15 protein-coding genes are annotated in these 22,021 nt (G+C 55.7%); 5 read left to right on the top strand and 10 right to left on the bottom strand.

All coding sequences use genetic code 11. The features are described from left to right. Positions 1-5 precede the first annotated feature (5 nt). The 4 genes from L1F30_RS11370 to L1F30_RS11385 all read right to left on the bottom strand — a co-directional run bounded on the left by L1F30_RS11370 (position 6) and on the right by L1F30_RS11385 (position 3,528). Entirely contained in the window at positions 6-197 is a 192-nt protein-coding gene (locus L1F30_RS11370; RefSeq protein WP_253356202.1) for a DUF3185 family protein, read from the bottom strand. A gap of 457 nt (positions 198-654) precedes the next feature. Then, positions 655-1,695 carry a Glu/Leu/Phe/Val dehydrogenase dimerization domain-containing protein gene (locus tag L1F30_RS11375; RefSeq protein ID WP_253356203.1) on the bottom strand — a complete coding sequence of 347 codons (1,041 nt, stop codon included), beginning with the start codon at positions 1,693-1,695 and terminating at the stop codon, positions 655-657. Positions 1,696-1,938: 243 nt separating this feature from the next. Then, positions 1,939-2,898: an agmatinase gene (speB, locus tag L1F30_RS11380; RefSeq protein ID WP_253356204.1), complete on the bottom strand. Its 960-nt coding sequence runs from the start codon at positions 2,896-2,898 to the stop codon at positions 1,939-1,941. A gap of 123 nt (positions 2,899-3,021) precedes the next feature. Then, positions 3,022-3,528, bottom strand: coding sequence for a shikimate kinase (locus tag L1F30_RS11385; RefSeq protein ID WP_253356205.1), 507 nt, complete (start codon positions 3,526-3,528; stop codon positions 3,022-3,024). A 119-nt stretch (positions 3,529-3,647) separates the two neighbouring features. On the opposite strand from L1F30_RS11385, the gene L1F30_RS11390 reads away from it, so the two are divergent. Continuing rightward, positions 3,648-4,562 (top strand): LysR family transcriptional regulator, encoded by a 915-nt coding sequence (locus L1F30_RS11390; protein ID WP_253356206.1) that lies wholly within the window; start codon positions 3,648-3,650, stop codon positions 4,560-4,562. After that, positions 4,540-5,451: a LysR family transcriptional regulator gene (locus L1F30_RS11395; RefSeq protein ID WP_253356207.1), complete on the top strand. Its 912-nt coding sequence runs from the start codon at positions 4,540-4,542 to the stop codon at positions 5,449-5,451. Before L1F30_RS11390 ends, L1F30_RS11395 begins: the two co-directional genes overlap by 23 nt. 184 nt (positions 5,452-5,635) lie before the next feature. Here L1F30_RS11395 and L1F30_RS11400 read toward each other — a convergent pair whose 3' ends face one another. After that, positions 5,636-5,896: a hypothetical protein gene (locus tag L1F30_RS11400; protein ID WP_253356208.1), complete on the bottom strand. Its 261-nt coding sequence runs from the start codon at positions 5,894-5,896 to the stop codon at positions 5,636-5,638. A 391-nt stretch (positions 5,897-6,287) separates the two neighbouring features. On the opposite strand from L1F30_RS11400, the gene fusA reads away from it, so the two are divergent. Further along, positions 6,288-8,372 (top strand): elongation factor G, encoded by a 2,085-nt coding sequence (gene fusA / locus L1F30_RS11405; protein ID WP_253356209.1) that lies wholly within the window; start codon positions 6,288-6,290, stop codon positions 8,370-8,372. 191 nt (positions 8,373-8,563) lie between these two features. On the opposite strand, the gene L1F30_RS11410 is transcribed toward fusA, so the two are convergent. From L1F30_RS11410 to L1F30_RS11420, 3 genes are all read right to left on the bottom strand, one after another. After that, entirely contained in the window at positions 8,564-9,286 is a 723-nt protein-coding gene (locus L1F30_RS11410; RefSeq protein ID WP_253356210.1) for a YebC/PmpR family DNA-binding transcriptional regulator, read from the bottom strand. A gap of 69 nt (positions 9,287-9,355) precedes the next feature. Further along, positions 9,356-10,531, bottom strand: a complete 1,176-nt coding sequence (locus tag L1F30_RS11415) for an NAD(P)/FAD-dependent oxidoreductase (protein ID WP_253356211.1) — start codon at positions 10,529-10,531, stop codon at positions 9,356-9,358. 56 nt (positions 10,532-10,587) lie between these two features. Continuing rightward, positions 10,588-13,629, bottom strand: coding sequence for an MFS transporter (locus L1F30_RS11420; protein ID WP_253356212.1), 3,042 nt, complete (start codon positions 13,627-13,629; stop codon positions 10,588-10,590). 250 nt (positions 13,630-13,879) lie between these two features. Between L1F30_RS11420 and L1F30_RS11425 the strand changes: the two genes are divergently transcribed. Continuing rightward, positions 13,880-14,614, top strand: a complete 735-nt coding sequence (locus tag L1F30_RS11425; protein ID WP_253356213.1) for a helix-turn-helix transcriptional regulator — start codon at positions 13,880-13,882, stop codon at positions 14,612-14,614. A 261-nt stretch (positions 14,615-14,875) separates the two neighbouring features. On the opposite strand, the gene L1F30_RS11430 is transcribed toward L1F30_RS11425, so the two are convergent. Together L1F30_RS11430 and L1F30_RS17580 are read right to left on the bottom strand one after the other, a co-directional pair. Beyond that, positions 14,876-16,738 carry a M20/M25/M40 family metallo-hydrolase gene (locus tag L1F30_RS11430; RefSeq protein WP_253356214.1) on the bottom strand — a complete coding sequence of 621 codons (1,863 nt, stop codon included), beginning with the start codon at positions 16,736-16,738 and terminating at the stop codon, positions 14,876-14,878. Between the two features lie 219 nt (positions 16,739-16,957). Next, positions 16,958-19,165: a M4 family metallopeptidase gene (locus tag L1F30_RS17580; protein ID WP_305879906.1), complete on the bottom strand. Its 2,208-nt coding sequence runs from the start codon at positions 19,163-19,165 to the stop codon at positions 16,958-16,960. A 627-nt stretch (positions 19,166-19,792) separates the two neighbouring features. Here L1F30_RS17580 and L1F30_RS11445 point away from each other — a divergent pair. Beyond that, positions 19,793-21,982 (top strand): FdhF/YdeP family oxidoreductase, encoded by a 2,190-nt coding sequence (locus L1F30_RS11445; protein ID WP_253356215.1) that lies wholly within the window; start codon positions 19,793-19,795, stop codon positions 21,980-21,982. Positions 21,983-22,021 lie beyond the last annotated feature (39 nt).

Below are 22,021 nucleotides of genomic sequence, written 5' to 3' on the forward strand. Positions count from 1 at the left end.
CGCCACTACTTGAGCTTGAAGGCACCCAGCAACACGCACACGGCACCGACTATCATGCCGGCCCAGGCTTCAATGGGCGTATCGCCACTGAGCGCCCGGGTGATTTGCGAACTGGCGGCATCGTACACATCGTAACCCCACGCAGCCAGGGCCACACCCACCACCACCAACACAATACCTATCACTTTATTATTCATTTTCAATCCCGTTTCTAACCCATTGGATCGCAATACACGCAATTTCTCACAGCTCATGGATTTAACCATAGGGCGACAGTGATTGGCAGGCGCAATGTGCCAAACTGCCGCTCCCACTCTGTGCATGTAGAGAAGGCATAGTGTATGGCGTGCAAAAGTTCAGGCCAAATCCGTTTCGCCCCCCGGGCTTTGGCCGCGAACTGAGTGAACACAACCGATTCACGGGCGACTGAGTGACATGGCGCAGTTAACGCGCGAACAACACCGCGCCAACTCGCCAGCCATGGCACCTGTTGGCATACCGCCCACCCATGGGCATAAAAAAAGCCCGGCGGGTTAGCGCCGGGCTTGAAATCCCATACAAATTGCAAGGGAGAGTCACAGGAGGAAAAACATATAACGAGTGATCTTAACGCATCCCTCAGTGCTAATCTGACCTATCGGCCAAGATTGCAATTTATGCTTTTAAAAAGCGCTCTTCGGCAATTTTATTTGCCACAACACCGGTTGGCGTATGTGTTTGTGCCGCACGGTCAAAGATCTGCACAAGGGTATCGCCAATGGATTCCACGTGGGCCTTCAACGCCTCGGCACTGCCGCCGGTGCGCTGGTAATACACATCAATAATGCCGCCGGCATTAATTACATAGTCGGGCGCGTAGAGAATTTCCCGGCTCTGCAACATCTCGCCGTGGTGCTCTTCTGCCAGCTGATTGTTGGCGGCACCGGCAATCACCTTGGCCTTCAGCCGGCCGATGGTTTCATCGTTGATGATTGCGCCCAGTGCACAGGGGGCAAATACATCCACAGGCTGATCAAAAATGGCGTCGCCTTCCACCACTTGCGCACCCAGTTCGCGGGCCGCGCGGGCGGTGTTATCAGGGAAGATGTCTGATACAACCAATTGCGCGCCCGCCTCATGCAGGTACTTGGCCAGGCGAAAGCCCACATTGCCCACACCTTGAATAGCTACCTTCAGGCCTTGCAAATCCGAGCAGCCAAGGCGGTACTGGGCCGCCGCCTTCAGGCCCACAAAGGTACCGTAGGCCGTGGTGGGGCTTGGGTCGCCACCGTGTTCAGAGCCTTCAACCACGCCGCCTGCGTAGGCTGTGCGCTCGCCGATTTTTTTCATGTCGGCAACGCTTGTACCCGAATCTTCCGCGGTGATGTAACGGCCGCCCAGGCTTTCAACAAAATCGCCCATGGCATGCAGCAAAGCATCGGTTTTCTGGGTGCGGTGGTTGCCAATAATCACCGCTTTGCCACCGCCCAATTTCAAATTGGCCATGGCAGATTTATAGGTCATGCCGCGCGACAGGCGCAGCACATCGCGCAGGGCTTCTTCATCGCTGGCATAGGGCCACATGCGGCAGCCGCCCAGCGCAGGGCCAAGGTTGGTGTTGTGAATGGCGATAATCGCCTTCAAGCCGGATTTAGCATCGTGGTAAAAAGCGACATGCTCGTGGCCATCAAAGGCCGAATTGGAAAATACCGACATAACTGCAACCTTGTTTATTCTGCGCGCCGGGTAGGCGCTGGCTAATACTGTTTGGCCTTGTGGGCAGCCAAATTCTAGCGCTGTCAGAAAAAATTAAGGTTGCAAAGAGGGCCGCAAGCGCCCTCTTGCACAGCATAAGTCACCACTTAATATCCAATAATTAGCAAAACTCGCCAATGACTAAAGATTCACAAGCAGTTCTGTAAATTTCCACCTCATTTAAGCCGCGGGCCGCACCGGGGCTTAACTGTATTTCACACCCGGCAGTACGCACAGCATTTCATAGAGCAGGTTGGCACCCACCACCGAGGTGTTTTTGGTGGTATCAAACGGTGGCGATACCTCCACCAGATCGCAGCCGATGACATCGAGCCCCTTACAACCGCGCACAATTTCAAGGCCCTGGTGTACGGTGAGCCCACCCACTTCGGCGGTGCCGGTGCCGGGCGCGTAGGCCGGGTCCAGGCCGTCGATGTCGAAGCTGATGTATACAGGCCCGCCACTCACCTTCTCGCGCACTTCGGCCATCAGCGGGGCGAGGGATTTGTACCAGCACTCTTCTGCCTGCACCACCCGAAAGCCCTGATCGCGCGACCACTGATACTCATCGGGCGAATAGCCGGTACCGCGCAGGCCAATTTGCACCACGCGATTGCCATCTAGCAGGCCCTCTTCCATGGCGCGGCGAAAGGGGGTGCCGTGGGCAATGCGCTCGCCAAACATGTGGTCGTTCACATCTGCATGGGCATCAACGTGCACCACGCCAATGGGGCCGTATTTCTTTTTCAGGGCCCGCAAAATGGGCAGCACAATGGTGTGATCGCCGCCAATAGACACAGGCGTAATGCCCGCAGCCACTACCTGATCGTAGTGGGCCTCAATAATTTCAACGCTCTTTTGCAAGTTGAAGGTATTGATGGGCACATCGCCAATGTCGGCAATAGAGAGGCTGTTAAAGGGGTCGGCACCGGTAGATACATTAAACGGGCGCAGCATGCGCGATTCATCGCGAATTTCCCGCGGCCCGAAGCGGGCGCCGGGGCGGTTGGAGGCGCCGATATCTAGCGGTACGCCAATAATGCCCACATCCAGTGGGTCTGCCACGGTTTTGGCTGGCAGGCGCATAAAGGTGGCCGGGCCGCCAAAGCGCGGCATCTCATTACCGCCCAAGGGTTGGTGCAATTCTTTCTTAGCGTCGCTCATAGGTGCCTCCGGTACTGGCCGGCAAAGGCTGCCGGCACTTTAAAAGTACAGTATGGCTGAATACGGGCCACACTTGGCTGCAGGCGCACCGACACTTAGTTCGAGCGCGTCAAACAGAGGCCGCTAGAACCCCAGCGCCCGGGCTAACTCCGCCAGGATGGCGGCCTGATCTTTGCCATCGCACTCCACGGTGATATCGGCATACTGGCGGTACAATCGGTTGCGCTCTTCAAACACATCGTTAAACGACTGATCCGGCCGGCGTGCAATGCCCCGCGAGGCATAGTTGTGAATGCGGCGCTGCAGCTCATCAAGCGACACACTCAAAAACACCACCGGGCCATAGCCCTTGAGGTGCTGCATGCCGGCATCGCCATAAACGGCACTGCCGCCGGTGGCAATCACATGGTTTTTCAGGTCGGTTTCCAGAATCACCTCTTCTTCTATGCGGCGCAGATTGAGGTAGTCGCTGGCATCCATAATTTCCTGCAGGGTTTGGCCCTCGCGCACCTGAATCAACACATCGGTATCCACAAAATCTTTCGCCAGCTCTTTGGCCAGCATAACGCCGATGGTGCTTTTGCCCGCGCCGGGCATGCCGATGAGCGTAACGCTCTGTGATTTGTTCATTGTGACTTCCAGTGCATATCATTTTTGTGGCGGCATTAAACCGCAGCTGCCGGGCTGTCACAAGTTGGGCCAACTCAGGTAAGATTGCGCCAACCTTTAGCTTGTTAGGTCTACCTTTTGTGAAGCAACCTCTCGATCAAGATCCGCGCCTGCTGCGTCTGTTTATGGCGGTAGCCGAATGTGGCGGGCTGAGCGCTGCCGAGCAGCGGCTGGGGCTGTCGCGCTCTACCATCAGCACCCACCTCTCCGAGCTTGAAAGCCGACTGGGGTTCCGGCTGTGCCAGCGCGGCCGCGGCGGCTTTGCACTCACCCCCGAGGGCGAGGCTACCTACCAGGCCGCCAAGCACTGGATGGCCGCCGGCGAAGCCTTCCAGCAGCAGGTACTTGAGCTGCAACACCGCCAGCTGCAGGGCGAGCTGATCATTGCCATCAGCGACGACAGCCTCAACCACCCCAATTTCAGCTTTTCTGAAGTAGTGCAGCGCTTTCGGGCGCAGGCACCCGGTGCCCACCTGCGCGTCAGCTCGCTCAACCCCTCAGCCATTGCCGAGGCCATAGGTGCAGGCCAGGCGCACATCGGCTTGGCGCCACAGTCATCGCTCACCGAGCGGTTTTACAGCAAAGTGCTCTACCAGGAACAAAGCTTTCTGTATTGCGCCGCAAGCCACCCACTGTTTGATGCCCGCACTCACAACCGGCAGGCACTGCTCCAGCAGGATTTTGTAGGCGCAGGTTACAGCTGGCATGCGGCGCTGACCGAGCGCGAGGCACCCTTTAACACCTGCGCCATTGCCCCCGAACTTGAGGCGCGCCTGGCACTGATATTATCGGGCACCTACTTGGGCTTTTTGCCCGAGCATGTGGCCGCGCCCTGGGTTGCCAAAGGCAGCCTCACAGCCCTGCTTCCTGATGAGCTGCACTACACCACCAAGATGGCAGCCCACTGCCAAAGCCAGCAGCGCAGCAACAAACTCTTGCACCTGCTGTTTGCCCTTTTAAACGATGTTCACTATGTCAATGCAAAGAAAAATTAACGATATCGACCTGAAGCTGTTGCGGATTTTCCAGACGGTGGCCGACTGCGGCGGCTTCAGCGCCGCCGAGTCGCAGCTCAACATTGCCCGCTCTACCATTTCCACCCACATGGCAGATCTGGAAAGCCGCCTGGGCCTCACCCTTTGCCAGCGCGGGCGCGCGGGCTTTGCCCTCACCGAAGAAGGCAAAACCGTTTACGATGCGGTGCTCTCGCTGTTTGGCGCGCTCGACCAGTTCCGCCAACAGGTTAACGGCCTGCACGACCTGGTGACCGGCGAGCTGAACATCATCTGCTCTGATGCCATAGTGTCAGACCCGCGTTTCAAGCTCACTGAAACCCTGGCGCGCTTTTGCGAGCAGGCGCCGGAGGTGGTGATCAACATCTCCACTAACAGCCTGCCGGAAATGGAGCAGGCGCTCATTGATGGCCGCGCCGATATCTGCTTTGCGCCGCGCCACCGGGATTTGTCATCCCTTAAATACACGCCGCTCTACAGCGAAGACTACTTCCTCTACTGCCATCGCAAACACCCGCTTTTTGGTGCAGACGAAGCCCGCATCACCAATGAGCGGCTGGCCGCCTGCCCGTTCATTCACCCGGGCATCCAGACTGTAGGCCAGGCCTCTATCGCCATGGAAGGGCTTAAACGCAGCGCCAACGCCTATATTTACGAGGTGCGCATGGCGCTAATCGCCACCGGCCGTTATATCGGCTTCTTCCCCAGCCATTACGTGCAACCCTGGCTCAGCCGGGGCGAGATGCGCGCGCTGCGCCCGGCCGATCGCCACTACGCCGTAGACATAGCCGCTCTCACCCGCCGCGCCGGCAATCAGGATAAGGTGCTCAGCCTGTTTCAACGCCAGCTGGCCCATACCTACGGCCACTAACAGGCGACACCTGCAAAGCAGGCTTAACTGATTAGATGAACAAAAGAAAGCCAAGGCGAACCCCGGCTATAAAAGATACCTGCCAAACTGCAGGCCAATGAGGAATAGTGGGCGGTTAGGTGGGTAGCAAACCGTAAACGCTGAGCCCTATACCTGCGCGGGCCCGCGCTTTGTGCCTGGCGGGCTAGCGCGCAGCCACTACCGGCCGCGCCGGCGCACTGCCAAGGGCCTGTACCAGCTTGCCTACGCCTGCATCGGCCACAAGCTTGGCATAGGCCTTGCCCAAATCCCGGGAGGCACCCAGGGCCGCCTTTTCATGCAATTGCTCAAGAAAGTCTGGATCAGACATCTTCAGGGTCACATCAAAATCACGTTTGATGATCACAATGCACTCACGCGCGTGACGAATTGCAAGCGGATGTAACATCCAAGACTTATCGGCCATTTCCTACCTCAACCAAAGTAATACGAGTTACATTCAGACTAGTAGACACTCTTACCCCTTAGCAAAGCGATTTACCCCTTCGGAACCAAATGTTCCGAAAAGGGTGAACCAGTAACCAAAAGGGGTATTAAAAGTGCCACTATTGGCCGCAAAGCCCCCAAAGAATCTGGGGTTTTGGCCGTAGTTACCTACAGCTTGGGGCCCCACAGGCAGTTTTTTCACAAAAAATAGCCATCATGGGTAGAAAATTCGTTCTATTTAGCGCTCAATAGCGCCCGCGAACGGTTAAACCCCATGAATCGTTAAAAAATTCCTGAAAATCCACTAATAAACTGCCGCGAAATTCTGTAGACTATCGCGCAATTTTCGCCCTGGCTTATCGAGTATCGTAATGACAGACTTAGCTAAATATAGAAACATTGGTATTTTCGCGCACGTTGATGCCGGCAAGACCACTACCACTGAACGTATCCTGAAGCTCACCGGCAAGATCCACAAAACCGGTGAAGTACACGATGGTGCAGCCACCACCGACTTCATGGAACAGGAGCAAGAGCGCGGTATTACCATTCAGTCCGCTGCGACCACCTGTTTCTGGAACGATCACCGCTTCAACATCATCGATACCCCCGGACACGTTGACTTCACCGTTGAAGTGTACCGCTCGCTGAAAGTACTGGACGGCGGTATTGGCGTATTCTGTGGTTCAGGCGGTGTTGAGCCCCAGTCTGAAACCAACTGGCGCTACGCTAACGAATCTGAAGTTGCCCGCGTAATCTTCGTAAACAAGCTCGACCGCATGGGTGCCGACTTCTACCGCGTTGTGGGCCAGGTTAAGAAAGTACTGGGTGCACGTCCGCTGGTGATGGTGCTGCCTATCGGTATCGAAGACGAATTCAAAGGCGTTGTAGACCTGCTGAGCCGCAAGGCTTACATCTGGGATGACTCAGGCCTGCCAGAAAACTACACCGTTGAAGACGTGCCTGCCGACATGGCAGACGACGTTGAAACCTACCGTCAGGAGCTGATCGAGACTGCCCTTGAGCAAGACGACGACCTGCTGATGGCTTACATGGAAGGCGAAGAGCCCTCTGTTGACGACATCAAGCGTTGCATCCGTCAGGGCACCATCAAGCTGGACTGGTTCCCCACCTACTGTGGTTCTGCGTTCAAGAACAAAGGTATTCAGCTGGTATTGGACGCCGTTGTTGACTTCCTGCCAGACCCAACAGAGGCCACCAAGCAGCCACTGACTGACGAAGAAGGCAACGAGACTGGCGAATTCGCCACCGTGTCTATTGAAGAGCCGCTGAAAGCACTGGCGTTCAAGATCATGGACGACCGTTTCGGCGCCCTGACCTTTATCCGCATCTACTCCGGCGTGATGAAAAAAGGCGACACCATCCTGAACTCCGCCACCGGCAAAACCGAGCGTATCGGCCGTATGGTTGAGATGCACGCCAACGACCGTAACGAAATCGAATCGGCACAAGCCGGTGACATTCTGGCCGTTGTGGGCATGAAGAACGTGCAAACCGGTCACACCCTGTGTGATCCAAAGCACCCTTGCACCCTGGAAGCCATGGTGTTCCCAGACCCTGTAATCTCTATCGCCGTTGCGCCTAAAGACAAGGCCGGCATGGAGAAAATGGGCATCGCCATCGGTAAAATGGTTGCCGAAGATCCATCTTTCCGCGTAGAAACCGACGAAGATTCCGGTGAAACCATCCTGAAAGGTATGGGCGAACTGCACCTGGATATTAAAGTAGACATTCTGAAGCGTACCTACGGCATCGAGCTGGTAGTTGGTAAGCCACAGGTTGCCTACCGCGAAACCATCACGCGCGAAATCGACGACAGCTACACCCACAAGAAGCAGTCTGGTGGTTCTGGCCAGTACGGTAAAATCGATTACCGCATCCGCCCCGGCGAAGCCAACACCGGCTTCAAGTTCACCTCCTCTGTTGTGGGCGGTAACGTACCGAAGGAATTCTTCCCGGCTATCGAAAAGGGCTTCAAGTCTATGATGGGCACTGGCCCGTTGGCGGGCTTCCCGGTACTGGACGTTGAAGTTGAGCTGTACGACGGTGGCTTCCACGCCGTTGACTCCTCGGCTATCGCGTTTGAAATCGCCGCCAAAGGCGCTTTCCGTCAGTCTATGCCTAAAGCTGCACCACAGCTGCTGGAACCCATCATGAAGGTTGACGTGTTCACGCCCGATGATCACGTAGGTGATGTAATTGGCGACCTGAACCGTCGTCGCGGCATGATCAAAGACCAAGAGAAAGGCGTTACCGGTGTACGCGTTAAGGCAGATGTTCCGCTTTCAGAAATGTTCGGTTACATCGGCAACCTGCGCACCATGACCTCTGGTCGCGGCCAGTTCTCAATGGAATTCTCTCACTACTCAGCCTGCCCACAGAACGTGGCCGATGAAGTGATTGCCATTGAAAAGGCGAAGAAAGAGAAGAAGTAATTAACTGCTTCTAAGCAAAAGCCGGTGATGAAGATCACCGGCTTTTTTTTGCCTATAAAATCGGGGTCAGATAAGTATTTCCGTTTGAGCCTAGTTAACGTTTAACCCGCACGACCTGGAAATGCTTATTTGACCCCAAATTGCGGGCAAAAAAATACCCAGCCAAGCTGGGTATTTTTCATTGCAAGACCCTAGGCCTCGGGCAACTCTGCGCTGTGGTAGACGTTTTGCACATCGTCTAAATCGTTTAGCATGTCTAACAGCTTTTCAAACATTTCTACATCGTCGCCTTCAACGGGCGTGGTATCACGGGGCAGGAACTGGATTTCATCCAAGTCAAAATCCACCCCGTCAAATGCATCCTGCAAGGCGGTTTTGGCTTTAAAGTAATCTGTGTGGGGCGCGATCACGGTGACTTTATCGCCGTCGCTTTCGATGTCGATCACATCCACATCGGCTTCCATCAGCGCTTCGAGCACCGCCTCTTCATCACCCTTGAACACGAAAATGGCACCGTGATCAAACATGTGGCTCACGGCACCCTGGGTGCCCAGCTTGGATTTGGTTTTGTTAAAGCATTGGCGCACGTCGCCAAAGGTGCGGTTGGGGTTATCGGTTAAGCACTCAACAATCACCATGGCATTGCCCGGCCCAAAACCCTCATAGCGCGCAGGCGAGAAATCTTCACCGGCACCGCCCTTGGCCTTTTGCAGCGCCTTTTCAATAACGTGCGCAGGCACCTGGTCTTTCTTGGCCTTGTCTATGAGGTTGCGCAGGCTCAGGTTGCTCTCGGGCTCGTGGCCGCCGGCCTTTGCACACACGTAGAGCTCGCGGCCGTATTTGCTGTACACCTTAGATTTGGCATCGGCGGTTTTCGCCATGGATTCTTTACGGTTTTGATACGCTCTACCCATCAGATCGTCCTAGCATACTGTCAAAAAGCCGATTCTACCGCGCCCGCCGCCGCCGGCCAAGCCACAGGCCTATACATACTGGCCCGCGCAATAGCCACTGGCCCAGGCCCATTGAAAGTTGTAGCCGCCAAGCCAGCCGGTGACATCCAATACCTCGCCAATAAAATACAGGCCGGGTACTTTTTTTGCCTCAAAGGTTTTGGAAGAAACCTCCTGCGTATCTACGCCACCCATGGTGACTTCGGCGGTGCGGTAGCCTTCGGTGCCAGAGGGCACAATGCACCAGGCATTAAAGTGCGCACCCAATGCACCAAGCTCTGCATCACTTGCCTCGGCCAGAGGTTTATCAAACCCGTGACGAGCAAGCCAGGCCTGCACAAAGCGCTTGGGCATCCATTGCGACAAAAGGGTTTTTACTTCCTGGCGGCAGCCCTTGGTGCGCTGGTCTATCAGTGCGGCTTTAATGTCGTGCTCTGGGCAAAAATTTATTGTGAGCGTTTCACCCGGGCGCCAGTAATTTGAAATTTGGAGCATCGCCGGGCCACTTAGGCCACGATGGGTAAACAACAAGGCTTCACGAAACTGCTGGCCGCCTGCGCTTGCAATCACCTCAAGCGATACACCCGATAAATCAGCCACCAGCGGCGCCCATTGATCGGTGATGGTAAAAGGCACAAGCGAGGCCCATCGCGGCACGCAGGCAATACCAAATTGGCCTGCCACCTCGTAGCCAAAGCCCGTGGCCCCAAGCGTGGGAATAGACAAGCCGCCGGTGGCAATCACAAGCGACTGGCATTGCCACTCGCCGTGTGACGTTTGCAATGTAAAACCTGCCTCCGTGCGCGCAATGTTGGTTACGCTTACCTTGGCGTGCACGCTCACGCCGGCCCACTCACATTCGGTGAGCAGCAGCTGCAAAATATCCATGGATTTGTTGTCACAAAACAGCTGGCCTTTGGTTTTTTCGTGATAGGCCACACCGTGGCGCTCTACCAGCTCGATAAAATCTTGCGGCCGGAAGCGCGACAATGCCGATTTACAAAAATGCGGATTGCCCGATAAATAATTGGCAGGCTCTACGGTGAAGTTGGTGAAATTGCACCGGCCACCACCAGACATGAGAATTTTCTTGCCCACCTTGTTGGCGTGATCGAGCACCGCCACCGAGCGCCCGCGATAGCCGGCGGTGGCCGCGCACATCAGGCCCGCAGCCCCCCCGCCTATAACAATGCAATCTACTTTCATCGCGCACTTTCACCTGGGAAAAGCCGCACATTATGGCACAAGCTGAATGCCGGCACTCAGGCCACCTTGCCTGCCGGCACCACAAAGCCCTCCTCTGTGAGCTGCCCACGGCAACCCAGGGGCAAGAGGCCAGCGCCCGCCTCGGGCAGTGGGCGCCCGGCGGAGACTGCCGGCAAACCCAGCCCCAGGTACAGGTCGCCCTCTTGATTAAAGCCCGCCACCACCGCACCTTGGTCATCCAGCACCGCCACAGAAAGCCCCGGCAAGGGCATGCCCACCGAACTGCGATCACAGCCGCGCTGGATGCGCCAATAGGTGGTATCCAGCGCATCCGGCACATTGAGCGTTGCTACCGGCACCCAGGGCGCTCCGCCCAAGCCCAAATACACAGGCTGATTGAACCGGCTTTCAAATGCTTCGGCCTGCGCCATGGCCTCGCCCGTGTGTTCGCCCAACACCATGCGCAGGCTCGCAAGCATCAGCGGCTCTATGGTGTCATCACAGGCCATGGCCGCCAGCACACTGGGCGATAACACCATCAGGCTCACATTGCGGCGCGCCACCTGCTTGGCAATGGTAAGGCTGGCATCGGCCGCGTAGTGGTGCACAACGGGCAGGCCTTCCAGTAGCGGCATGATGGTGCAGCACATCAATTCAAAGGCATTCTGACGGCTTACAAAACCACCCACCACATCACTGGCGCTGGTATTTAATACATCGCTCAATTGGCGGCTGTTGAGCTGCAACTGGCGATGGGTAATGGGCTGGGTACCGGCTGCAAGTTGCAGGGCCGGCGCATCCAGCTCAAGGGGTTTACCGTACCAGCGCGCCAGCAGCGATGCCGGCAGCCAAGTAGCAAACCGGGTAAGCGGCGCGCCGGCAGTTGTATTGGGAATAACAAGTTGCCGGACGGCCCCGCTGCCTGCACCACTGGCGGCGTCAAGTGCTGGCGCGCGCGCGGGGCTTTCGCTCACAAGTGCTGTGGCGCCCTCGGGGCTAAGCTGCACCACCGCACCCGCAAGCCAGGCGCCCATGTGCGCCAAAATAAACGCTTTGCCCGGCCCCGTGGCCACGTAAACGGGGCGGCCATGCAAGCCTTGGCCTTTTAGAAACTTTGCCAGCTGCAGTGCCCCGGCAAGCAGCGCCCGGTAGCTGACAACCTCGCCGCGCTCGCCTAACACGGCCGCCGCCGCACCTTGGCGCTGCGCACTCTGAATAAGAGCAACTGCAGTGGATTTGTAGGCATCACTGTGGGCCTGCCAGGCGTGGGCCGCCAATTCAAACACTTTAAGCTTGAGGGTTTTGGCATCGGTATTGATGGGCAATGGTGCCCCGAAGGCCACAATTAAATCGCGGCGGCGCCCTTCGGGTGCGCGGGTTTCCCGCAGCCGCTCGCTTGAGCGGGAAAATTTACTGCCCCACAAACCGTGCAAATAAAAGGGCACAATCACACCCTCCTGCAAACCCTGCGTTGCACGCTGGTAGCCCGTGTGGAATTTACCCAGCTGGCCGTTGCGGCTGATGGCCCCCTCGGGGAACAAACACACCACTTCGCCCGCCTGCAAATGGGTGTGCACCTCAGCCAGGGCCTCCTCGCTGTGGCCTTTGGCAATGGGAATCACGCCAAATAATTTCACGAAGGGGCGAATAAAGGGGTTGTGGTAAATTTGCTTTTGCATCACAAAGCGCACGGGGCGCGGGCAGGCGATTTGCACCAGCGCCCAGTCTATCCAGCTGATGTGATTGCCCAGCAACAGCACTGCGCCCTCGGCCGGCAGGTTTTTAAAATCCACCACGTTGATGCGGTAGCGGCCCTTAAACAGAAAACTTACCAACAAACGCACAAAGGCGTGAGGTAATTTAAACAGCGTGTAACCTGCCCCCAGCAACGCCACCACACCCATGGCACCCAGCAGCCAACCGGCGCTGTAATTGAGGGTGGCCACCCACACAGTGAGCCCCAAAAAAGACAACATGGTGATGTTTTGCACCCAGTTGTTACCGGCCAATACCGTACCCAATTGTTTGGGCAATGCGTGAAATTGAATCAGCGCATTCAAGGGAACAATGAACAATCCACCCGCAGCGCCAATGGTCAAAAAACACAGCGCCAGTGCAAAGGGCGACGTAAGCCCCGGCATTAAAAACAATGCAACCGTCAAACCGAGTGCACCTACGGGAATCAACCCCGTTTCAATGTAATTGCGCGATAAACGCCCCGCCAGAATCGAGCCCAGTACTATACCGATGCCCGTGCAGGCGAGAATGCCCTGAATCACCAAGGTATTGGTTTCGCCCAGGGTATCTTTGGCAAAGGCGGGAAAGGCCGCCACCACCACTTGGGCGATGGCCCAGAAAGTGGCCAGGCCCACAATAGAGAGCCAAATAGCCGGGCGGCGCTGCAAAATCCCGAGGTTGCGGCGCAAATACTGCAGTTGCACATAGCGGGAAAACTCAAAGTGTTTGTCTGGCCGCCCCTGGCCTTTCGGGCTCAGGCGGTAGGCCAATACAAGCTCCACAATGGCCAGCGCCACCAGCAGCCAGCCGAGGGGGGCTAAGGTTGCAACAATGGTGTGACTTTCAACGGCCTGGGTATCCAGCAACAGCCACTCAAACAGGGCAGAAAACACAAAGGTGCCCAGTAAAATCCCAAGAATACTCACCGCATTTACCACCCCGTTGGCGCGCGCCAAGGGCTCGTTACCCACAAGCTCTTTGATGTAGCCATATTTTGCCGGGCTGTATATGGCACTTTGAATTGCCAGCAACAAGGTCAAACCGAACGCACCCCAAAACCAGCCCTGGTAGTAGCAAAAGGTGATCAACAAGGTGGCGCCCACCACGGCCCAGGCTCCCGCCCGCATAACCTGATGCTTGGGAAAGCGGTCTGACAAAAAGCCCGCGGGTGAAAACAGCAGGATAAACGGCAATAAAATCAGCGCGTTTACCACCGCGGTGAGCACCACCTGCTCGTTGCCGTCATAGGTTTTAAACACCGTGTTCTGAATAATGATTTTGTGGCCCAAATCCACAAAGGCGTTCAAGAACACCACGCTGAGGTAGGGGATAAATCCTTTAAAGCCTGTCAGTTTCTGCATACCCTGTTTCCTTATTGAACCCTTGGTCTACGCCCCTTTGCGTATTGGCGATTTGGCGCACGCGGCCTGCAAAGCAAGTGGCCGCAAAATAGCTCAAAAGTAGCTTAAATTGCCACCCTTTATTGAAATGTACTACTTAACACAACCAAAGGTATCACCATATAATCCTTTACACTTACCACAGCAGCTGCCGCGGCCTGCCCGATGCAACGTCAGCTGGCGCCCTACGCCCTGATTTTGGAGCCCTACCATGGCACAGGTTAACGCCATCATCGAAACATTAAAGCGCCGGTTAAAGGCGCACGGCTTGCGCTACGCGGATATCGCAGGCCCGCTGGGGCTTTCCGAGGCGAGCATCAAGCGATTGTTTCGCACCCAGGCCTTCGACCTGCCACAACTGCAAATTATTTGCCGCTGCATGGGTATGGAAATTTCTGATCTGATTCAGGCAATGCAGCATGCGCACCCGGGCGTTAGCCAACTGAGCCTCGAGCAAGAACAGCAAATCGCCAAAGACACCGCCACCCTTTTGATAACCGTGTGCGTGCTCAACCGCTGGTCGCTGGAAGACATCCGGCAGTTTTACCAATTTTCAGAGCAGGATATCATTCGCAAGCTGGCGCTGTTAGATCGGCTAAATATTATTGAATGCCTGCCAGGCAATCGGATTAAACTCAAAGTGGCTGCCAACTTTCACTGGCGCCCCGATGGCCCCATTGCACAGTTTTTCAGGCGCACCATCGAGCGTGAGCTGTTCAACGCAGACTTTAGCGCCACCGGCAATCACCTCGCCATTTTAAACGGTATGTTGTCTGAAGAATCTGGCCAACTTTTGCAGCGTAAACTCGCGCAGCTAGCCCGGGACTTCAATCAACTTAACGATGCCGATGCAAAACTGCCCCTAGACCAACGCCAAGGCACCACCCTGGTGCTGGCCATGCGCGATTGGCAATACCAGGCCTTCAAGCCCTATGTGCGTAAATAGCGCAGGCATGTAAATTCCTCCAGCGTTTTGCGCCACAGCCTGTCACGGGTGGATAGAACGCCTGCGATTATAAAAAGCCCAGCAAAAAAAGGCCGCATGAACACATGCGGCCAGGGCAGGCAGTGAATGCGCGCAAGAAGGTACCTTTAGCAGGTTTTTTAGCAGGTTTTTTTGCAGGCTTATTTGCCAAACTCTTTTTCCGAACGCCTTTTCCAAAAGCTGCGCTCTCAAAGCCCAGCTTTAAGTGTGGGCAATGTTCACCTATGGCGTGCCCTGAATAGTCAAGGTCACGCCCGAGGCTGCAGTGTAACCACGTACGTCAATATGCCAGGTGCCTGCCGCCGGCGCATTGAAGGTGCAGCTTTCATTGTTGCCGTTTTTATAGGGCCGGCAATCGTATTGGCTGGTGGTAGATTCAGCGCCCTGGCGCACATATAAATCCGCATCACCGGAGCCGCCGCTCATGGTGACCACAAGCTTGCTATAACCGGCCGCTAAACTTTGGGTATAGCGCGCCCACTGCCCGCGGCTTAAATTAATATTACTGTGGGTCTCATTAATGGGTTCATTAGTGTTGCCACCCTCTGTGTATTGCCCAACCAAACTGACACCACTGAAACTGCTGTAGGCTTTCACACGCAGGTGGTATGTGCCGCCACTTTGAGTAGCCGTGCAGGTTTCGTTGTTGCCATTTTTGTAAGGGCGGCAATCGTACACTGTGTCTGTGGGCGCGGCGCCAAACCGTACATAAAGGTCGGCATCACCGCTGCCACCACTGATGGCAAAGCTGATATTAGTGGCCCCGGCCGGCACCGCCATGGTAAAGGTAAGATCGCTACCCTGATTGGCACCCAATCCTGTTTTGGCCACACCATTTTCCAACGTATTTCCGGGCGGTGGTGGTGGCGTGCTGCCATCGCCACCTTTGGCCAACTCTGCCACATAAGCCGCCGCCAGGCGTGCAAATTTTATGGAGTGACCAGCATCGAAGGTGTTGTCGTAGGCGGTGTGGATGTTGCTGTTGTAGTCAGCCATGTTCGATTCAAAAGGCATGGATGCCGCGTAGCCCTGCGCATGCCAGGAGGCGTGATCCGAGCAACCGTAACCGCACTGGTCAAAGCCATAGGTAAGGCCTGGTAGATAGGCATCTATCAAGTTACCCATAAACTGGTTTTGCGCACTGTTGGTGTAATCGGTCATGAACACTATGTCGCGATTACCCGTGCCCTTGTAACCGCTCATATCAAACTGTGCCACACCCACCACATTCACGTTCTGGGCTTTGTGCGCCTCGGCAATATCTTTCGAACCGCGCAGGCCCACTTCCTCGGCGGCATAACCCATAATTTTCACAGTGCGCGCGGGTTTAAACCCACTGGCAACCATGGCTCTTAAGGTTTCAGTGGCCACCGCAATGCCCGAGGCATTGTCATCGGCACCGGGGGCGCGCCCACCGCTGGGGTTGCCGCCGTTAATGGAATCCAAGTGGCCGCCAATCACCACCACCTCATCTGGATAGGTGCTACCGGTAATGGTGGCAACAACGGAATCTTGCAACCAGGAATGATCATACAGCTCAACACTGATGTCGCCTCGGGAGCTGGCAATGCTCGCCCACTGATTGCGAATCCAGTTTGCGGCATCGGCGCCGGTTTGCTGGGTGTAATACCGATTGTGATAGGCGCTCAGGCTATTTACTGTGGCCACCAGGTTGGCCGATGACATCTCATCAAGCAGCATCGCAACGCCTGCAGGATTATCAATACTGTAGCTAACCGCCAAGGCAGCCACAGGTGGTGCACTTGATGCCAGCGCAAACTGTTGCGCGGCTTCTTGCGATTCATGAAAAACGAAACCGCCGCAACGGTGAAATTCATCGTGCATAAACTGGCTTAGCAAATCAATTTGATCTGCCGGTATGGTGGCAAGGCTTATGCCCGCATTGCCCAGTGTTTTCACCGGGCGCAAATCCACACCGCGAAAACGCTGTATTGAGGCGCGCTCTACGGCATCTGAGCCGATGGAAATCCACACCCGCTCGGGCGCCGCCCACGTACTCAGTGATGTGCATAGGCTAACAGCCGCCAATAAACTGATGCGTATAAAGTTTGACATTCCAATCATGGGAGTACCCCGTCTTTCGACATAGTATTTGCAAAAATAAAAACCCCGCGAACAGCCATCGCGTAACGCTTTGAGGGAGTAGTCACCACTGAATAGTTGCCAATTGCAAACATTGGCTACCAAGCAGCTAGCTGCCTGACGCACAGTGGGCCCGAAAAAAGAGGAGCCGAAGCTCCTCAATCCCTTGAACAGTTACCGGGGTAACACCTGTGGTGAAAACTATTGAGGCGTTGCGGTGTAGCGCAATGTCACGCCCGATGACGCCGAGTAGCCGCGAATACCTATGTGCCAGGTGGTGCTGGCAGGGCCAGTAAAACTGCACGACTCATTGTTGCCCCACTTATAGGGCCGGCAATCGAAAGCGCTGCTAGTGGGCTGCGCACCCTGACGCACATAGAGGTCTGCATCGCCGGACCCGCCGCTGATCGCCACGTTCAGGTTTGCATAATCGCCATTGAGCGTCACGGTGTAATACTTCCAGGCACCTCTGGCCACGGAAATATTGGCAACCGTTTCATCAATGGGCTCTGCGCCCGAGCCCGGCTCGTCATAGCTGCCGGTGAGGCTGACACCCGAGAAACTGCTGTAGGCTTTAACGCGCACATAATAGGTGCCGCCCGTGGCCGAGCCAGTGCAGGTTTCGTTGTTGCCTGAAGCATAGGGCCGGCAGTCGTAGGTGCTGTCTGTGGGTTCTGCACCGAACCGGGTGTAGAGATCGGCATCGCCTGTACCACCGCTCATTTCAAAACGGATATTGGTGGCACCGGCGGGCACTTGCAGGGTGTAAATCACATCATCACCGGTGGCGGCCGCCAGCCCCGTTACCGGCACACCATTGGCAAGTTCACCCGGCGGTGGTGGTGGCGGCGGTGGTGTGCCACCGCAATCGGGGTTGCTGACAGACGACGAAATACCCACGGCCACAAGGGATGCATTTACATCATCCACGTTGAAACCCAGGTCGCAGGCTGCATCCAACACGCCGTTGCCGGCCACATTCCAGTTGGTGTTTGCCGTCCAGTATTGTTGGTTGGCGCGGGCATACACCTTGAAGGCTTTTTCTGTATCCCAACCGGCGGTATTTGCCAGCAAGTAGAACGCCTTGTTGTACACGCCTGAGCTGTAGTGCACATCCATGCCCGAGGAATAATCAGATTGATGCCCAATAGACTTCCCGTCTTTGGTTGGGTCATCCATGTAGCGCAGCGCACCATTGCCCTTGAAAATTTGTGCGCCTACCATCCAGTCGTTGGCGCCGTGCATATAAAACTCGGCCGCCTCTCCAGACATATCGGAAAAGGCCTCGTTCAAGCCGCCGGATTTTCCGGAATACACCAGGCCCGAATTCTGCTCGGTAAAACCGTGGCTTACTTCGTGGGCCGATACATCCAAACTCACCAGCGGGTAAAAGGTATTGGCGCCATCGCCAAAGGTCATGGCGCTGCCATTCCAGAAGGCATTTTCATAATTGTTTGAGTAATGCACGCGCATTTGCAACTGGAATGTGAGTGGTGGCGCACCCACATAGTTGTTGAACATGTCGAACACTACATTGCCGAAAAAGTGGGCATCGTTCAGCGGCGAATAGGCCCCGTTTATGGTTTTAACGGTATTTTCCGGGCAGGTAAAACTGAAGGCCGCACTTCCGGAAGTGCCGTGATTCAGATTCACCGTTTTCACATTGGCATTTTGCATGGTGCAGGTATTGCCAGATTGCGCCACATTAAGTGGGCCGAAGTCTGTGCCGTAATAATACTGCCCGGTTTTCTGATTGCCACCGGGGCCCGTGGCATCGGCGGTTTGCAGGTTTTCACGCTCCAGCAGCACCTCGCCTGTGAGCGCATCCACAATTACATAGGGGCGCGATGGTGCATCGCCATACTGCACGTAAGACACCTCATACACCAGGCGCGCACGGCCTGATTGATCTTGCCAAATGCCTAAGCGCGAAGTCTCGTTTTCATACACCACTGCAGTGCGGCCGGCCGCAATACTCGCACCGTTCATGGTATGGGCCTTGGCCTTTTGTATGGCGATGTCTGGCTTGATGCGGGCCTGGGTCGCCATAACATCGGCGGCAATGCCGCTCAACATGGCACCATGGGCGGTGCGCAAGGCGCCGCTGGCCGCGCGGCTGATGATGACATCGTCACCAATCACCGGCAGGCCTTTATACATCTGCGTGTAACGGGTAGTTACCGAACCATCGGCATTGGTGTAGCTGCGCCTGGCCTGTAAATTTTCCTGTGCGCTTAAGCCCAGCATTTGTGGCGTGGCTGCCTGCTGCATTAATGCAGGCCCTGCGGCCAGATTGTTAAGGATATCCGGCCGTTCCTGTAGGAACACCCGCTCGGCGGCCTGTGCCGACATACAGCCAGCAATGCCCAACGCCAAAGCGGTTAATTTCACGTTATTGTTGTGTGTCATCTCGTTATTTCCTTGTTGAATAAAAGCCTGGAGAACAGCGCGCTCTCCGCGGTCCTTACGCGACAACAAGGCAACCCACCAAGATGCGAATAACACCCTGAATTAGCTCGTATAAAGGTATGAGGCTGCCTACATGCAGGAAAATTCAGGCTAGCCCAGAAGTAAATTTCACTTAGATGAACAGGGCAAAATCGGCATCCAACCTAGACTCTGGCCGTTAAAAAAAATCTTCGAAATATATTTAGAAGATTTTTAAACAATGCTGCTACAACAAAACGTACGCGTGTTCCAGTGCTTGCGCGCCACAGAAATCACTTGCGCGCCAACAGCGCGCAGGCCTCACAATCACAGTTACACGGCCGCCCACTCGGGCCTATACCTTGGTAGTGATTGGGTATCAGTGGCACCATGCTTTACACTGAGGGCGGCAAAGCCCGAAGGTCAGCCAAGGGTTGTAGACATGCCATGTCTTTTGCGCCAAATCAGCCAAAGCGGCACAATGTGAGCCGCGGGTGAGCCAGCTGCAAATAACCCGGCGCCCGCCTTGAAAAAGCGCTCTGCCAGCGATCCACAGCCCGGCGCTGTGCAATCAGTTAGCCCTTGCCAGTTTCAACAGGATTTCACTAAATGGCCAAGCAATTACCTGCCGGTGGCGGTTTTAAAAAAGTGCTTTATACCCTCGCCACGGCCAAGCGCATCGGCCTTAAGGCCTCGGCCAAAGCCCTCACCAGCCACAATGCCTGCAAAGCCTGCGGCTTGGGCATGGGCGGCCAACGGGGCGGCATGACCAACGAGCTGGGCGAATTTCCAGCGGTGTGCAACAAAAGTGTGCAAGCGCAATCCACCGATAACCAGGCGCCTATCCCGCAAGAAATTTTCGACCACCCGCTCACAGACCTACAGGCCCTAACCGGTAGAGAAATCGAGCACCTGGGGCGGCTGAATACACCTCTTTACAAAGCCGCCGGCGACACGCATTTCAGTTGCATCAGCTGGAATAAAGCGCTGGGGATTGCAGGCCAAAAGTTAAAAGCCGCCAAGGCTTCGCGCACTTTTTTTTACGCATCGGGCCGATCCTCTAACGAGGCGGGTTACCTGCTGCAATTGTTGGCGCGCGCCAAGGGCACCAACAATGTGAACAACTGCTCTTACTTTTGCCATCAGGCCACAGGCGTTGCCCTAACCAATACCCTAGGCACCGGTACCGCCACGGTACAGCTAGAGGATTTACACAAAGCCGATACGGTATTTTTAATTGGCGCCAATCCCGCCTCCAATCACCCGCGACTGGTGCATGCCTTGAAAGCCTGCCGCGATCGTGGCGGCGAAGTGATTGTGATTAACCCCGTAAAAGAGCCGGGGCTTGTGCGCTTTGCGCTGCCCAAAAATGCACGCTCGCTCATCATCGGCGGCCATGAAATTGCCTCAATGTACGTTCAACCCAAGGTGGGAAGCGATGCCACCCTGTTTGCTGCTATTGCAAAATGCATCTTGCAAAACCAGCGAGAAGATCGGGCCTTCATCCAGCAATTTTGCGAAGGCTTTGATGGGTTCCAGCAAGCTATAGACGCACTCACCTGGCCAGAAATCGAGGCCGAAACCGGCCTGCTTCAGGCAGACATCCTAGCGCTGGCCGAGCGCTACGCACGCGCGCGCGCCGCCATCTTTTGCTGGGGCATGGGGCTTACCCACCACACCCACGGCGTTACCACCCTTGAGGCGTTAGTTAGCCTGGCGTTATTGTGCGGCCATGTGGGCAAGCCCGGTGCCGGGCTGTTACCTTTGCGCGGGCACAGCAATGTGCAAGGCATGGGCACTGTGGGTGTTAAGCCCATGCTAACGGCAGAGCTGGTAGCGCGCATGGCCGACACACTGGGAGTAGATGCACCCACAAGCCCCGGCAAGGACACCATGGCATGCCTGAGAGCCGCCCACGCAGGTGAGGTAGATTTTGCGCTCATGTTAGGTGGCAATTTGCTGGAAGCCGCACCCGATACCGAATGGACAAAAACCGCTCTCGAACGCATTGGCTGCAAAGTGTACCTCACCACCACGCTCAACCGGGGCCACGTGCACAGCGCGAGTAAAAGCGAATGTTTGATTTTGCCCGTGGCCGCGCGCGATGAAGAGTGGCAGGCCACCACGCAGGAATCGATGTTCAGCTATGTGCGCTTGAGCGACGGCGGTATTCACAGGCTCGACAACGTGCATTCAGAGGTCGCCATTTTATCGGAGCTTGGCCAAGCCGCGCTGGCGGAACACGAGGCGTTGTTTACCGAACTTGCCTCCCATTCAGCCATTCGCAACGCCATGGCAAAATGTGTAGATCAACTAGCGCCTTTGGCCACCATTGATGAAACCAAGCAGGAATTTCACATTCCCGGGCGGCACCTCACCCGGCCAACTTTTTACACCCCCACGGGCAAAGCACAATTTCGGCCACTGCACAGGCCAACAGCGTCAACCAGCCAGGCTTTCCCCTTGCAGCTCATCAGCGGGCGCAGCGAAGGCCAGTTCAACACCATAGTGTATGAAGAAGTAGACACCTACCGGGGCGTTAACAATCGCTATACAGTGCTCATGCACCCGGAAGATATGGCAAGCCTTTCACTCACCGCTGGCGATAAAGTTGAACTTCAATCGGCAACGGGATCACTTACAGGCTTTGAAGTCCAGCCCTTTGATATACAGCGTGGTGCCCTGCTCGGTTACTACCCCGAAACCAACCCCTTAATAGGCCAAGCGCTAGACCCACACAGCCACACCCCTGCCTACAAATCCACACCAGTGCGGGTGCAAAAGTACACGGGGAGTTAATTTATAGGCGGCCCGCAATATCTGGCAGTAAAGTTCAGC

It is taken from the genome of Simiduia sp. 21SJ11W-1 (assembly GCF_024138675.1).
Lineage (GTDB): Bacteria > Pseudomonadota > Gammaproteobacteria > Pseudomonadales > Cellvibrionaceae > Simiduia.

Coding starts and splice junctions, on each gene's coding strand:
- L1F30_RS11420 (WP_253356212.1), bottom strand. CDS start 13,629: ATGCAGAAACTGACAGGCTTTAAAGGATTTATCCCCTACCTCAGCGTG.
- L1F30_RS11445 (WP_253356215.1), top strand. CDS start 19,793: ATGGCCAAGCAATTACCTGCCGGTGGCGGTTTTAAAAAAGTGCTTTAT.
- L1F30_RS11400 (WP_253356208.1), bottom strand. CDS start 5,896: ATGGCCGATAAGTCTTGGATGTTACATCCGCTTGCAATTCGTCACGCG.
- speB (WP_253356204.1), bottom strand. CDS start 2,898: ATGAGCGACGCTAAGAAAGAATTGCACCAACCCTTGGGCGGTAATGAG.
- L1F30_RS11430 (WP_253356214.1), bottom strand. CDS start 16,738: ATGATTGGAATGTCAAACTTTATACGCATCAGTTTATTGGCGGCTGTT.
- L1F30_RS11395 (WP_253356207.1), top strand. CDS start 4,540: ATGTCAATGCAAAGAAAAATTAACGATATCGACCTGAAGCTGTTGCGG.
- L1F30_RS11385 (WP_253356205.1), bottom strand. CDS start 3,528: ATGAACAAATCACAGAGCGTTACGCTCATCGGCATGCCCGGCGCGGGC.
- L1F30_RS11375 (WP_253356203.1), bottom strand. CDS start 1,695: ATGTCGGTATTTTCCAATTCGGCCTTTGATGGCCACGAGCATGTCGCT.
- fusA (WP_253356209.1), top strand. CDS start 6,288: ATGACAGACTTAGCTAAATATAGAAACATTGGTATTTTCGCGCACGTT.
- L1F30_RS11410 (WP_253356210.1), bottom strand. CDS start 9,286: ATGGGTAGAGCGTATCAAAACCGTAAAGAATCCATGGCGAAAACCGCC.
- L1F30_RS17580 (WP_305879906.1), bottom strand. CDS start 19,165: ATGACACACAACAATAACGTGAAATTAACCGCTTTGGCGTTGGGCATT.
- L1F30_RS11415 (WP_253356211.1), bottom strand. CDS start 10,531: ATGAAAGTAGATTGCATTGTTATAGGCGGGGGGGCTGCGGGCCTGATG.
- L1F30_RS11425 (WP_253356213.1), top strand. CDS start 13,880: ATGGCACAGGTTAACGCCATCATCGAAACATTAAAGCGCCGGTTAAAG.
- L1F30_RS11370 (WP_253356202.1), bottom strand. CDS start 197: ATGAATAATAAAGTGATAGGTATTGTGTTGGTGGTGGTGGGTGTGGCC.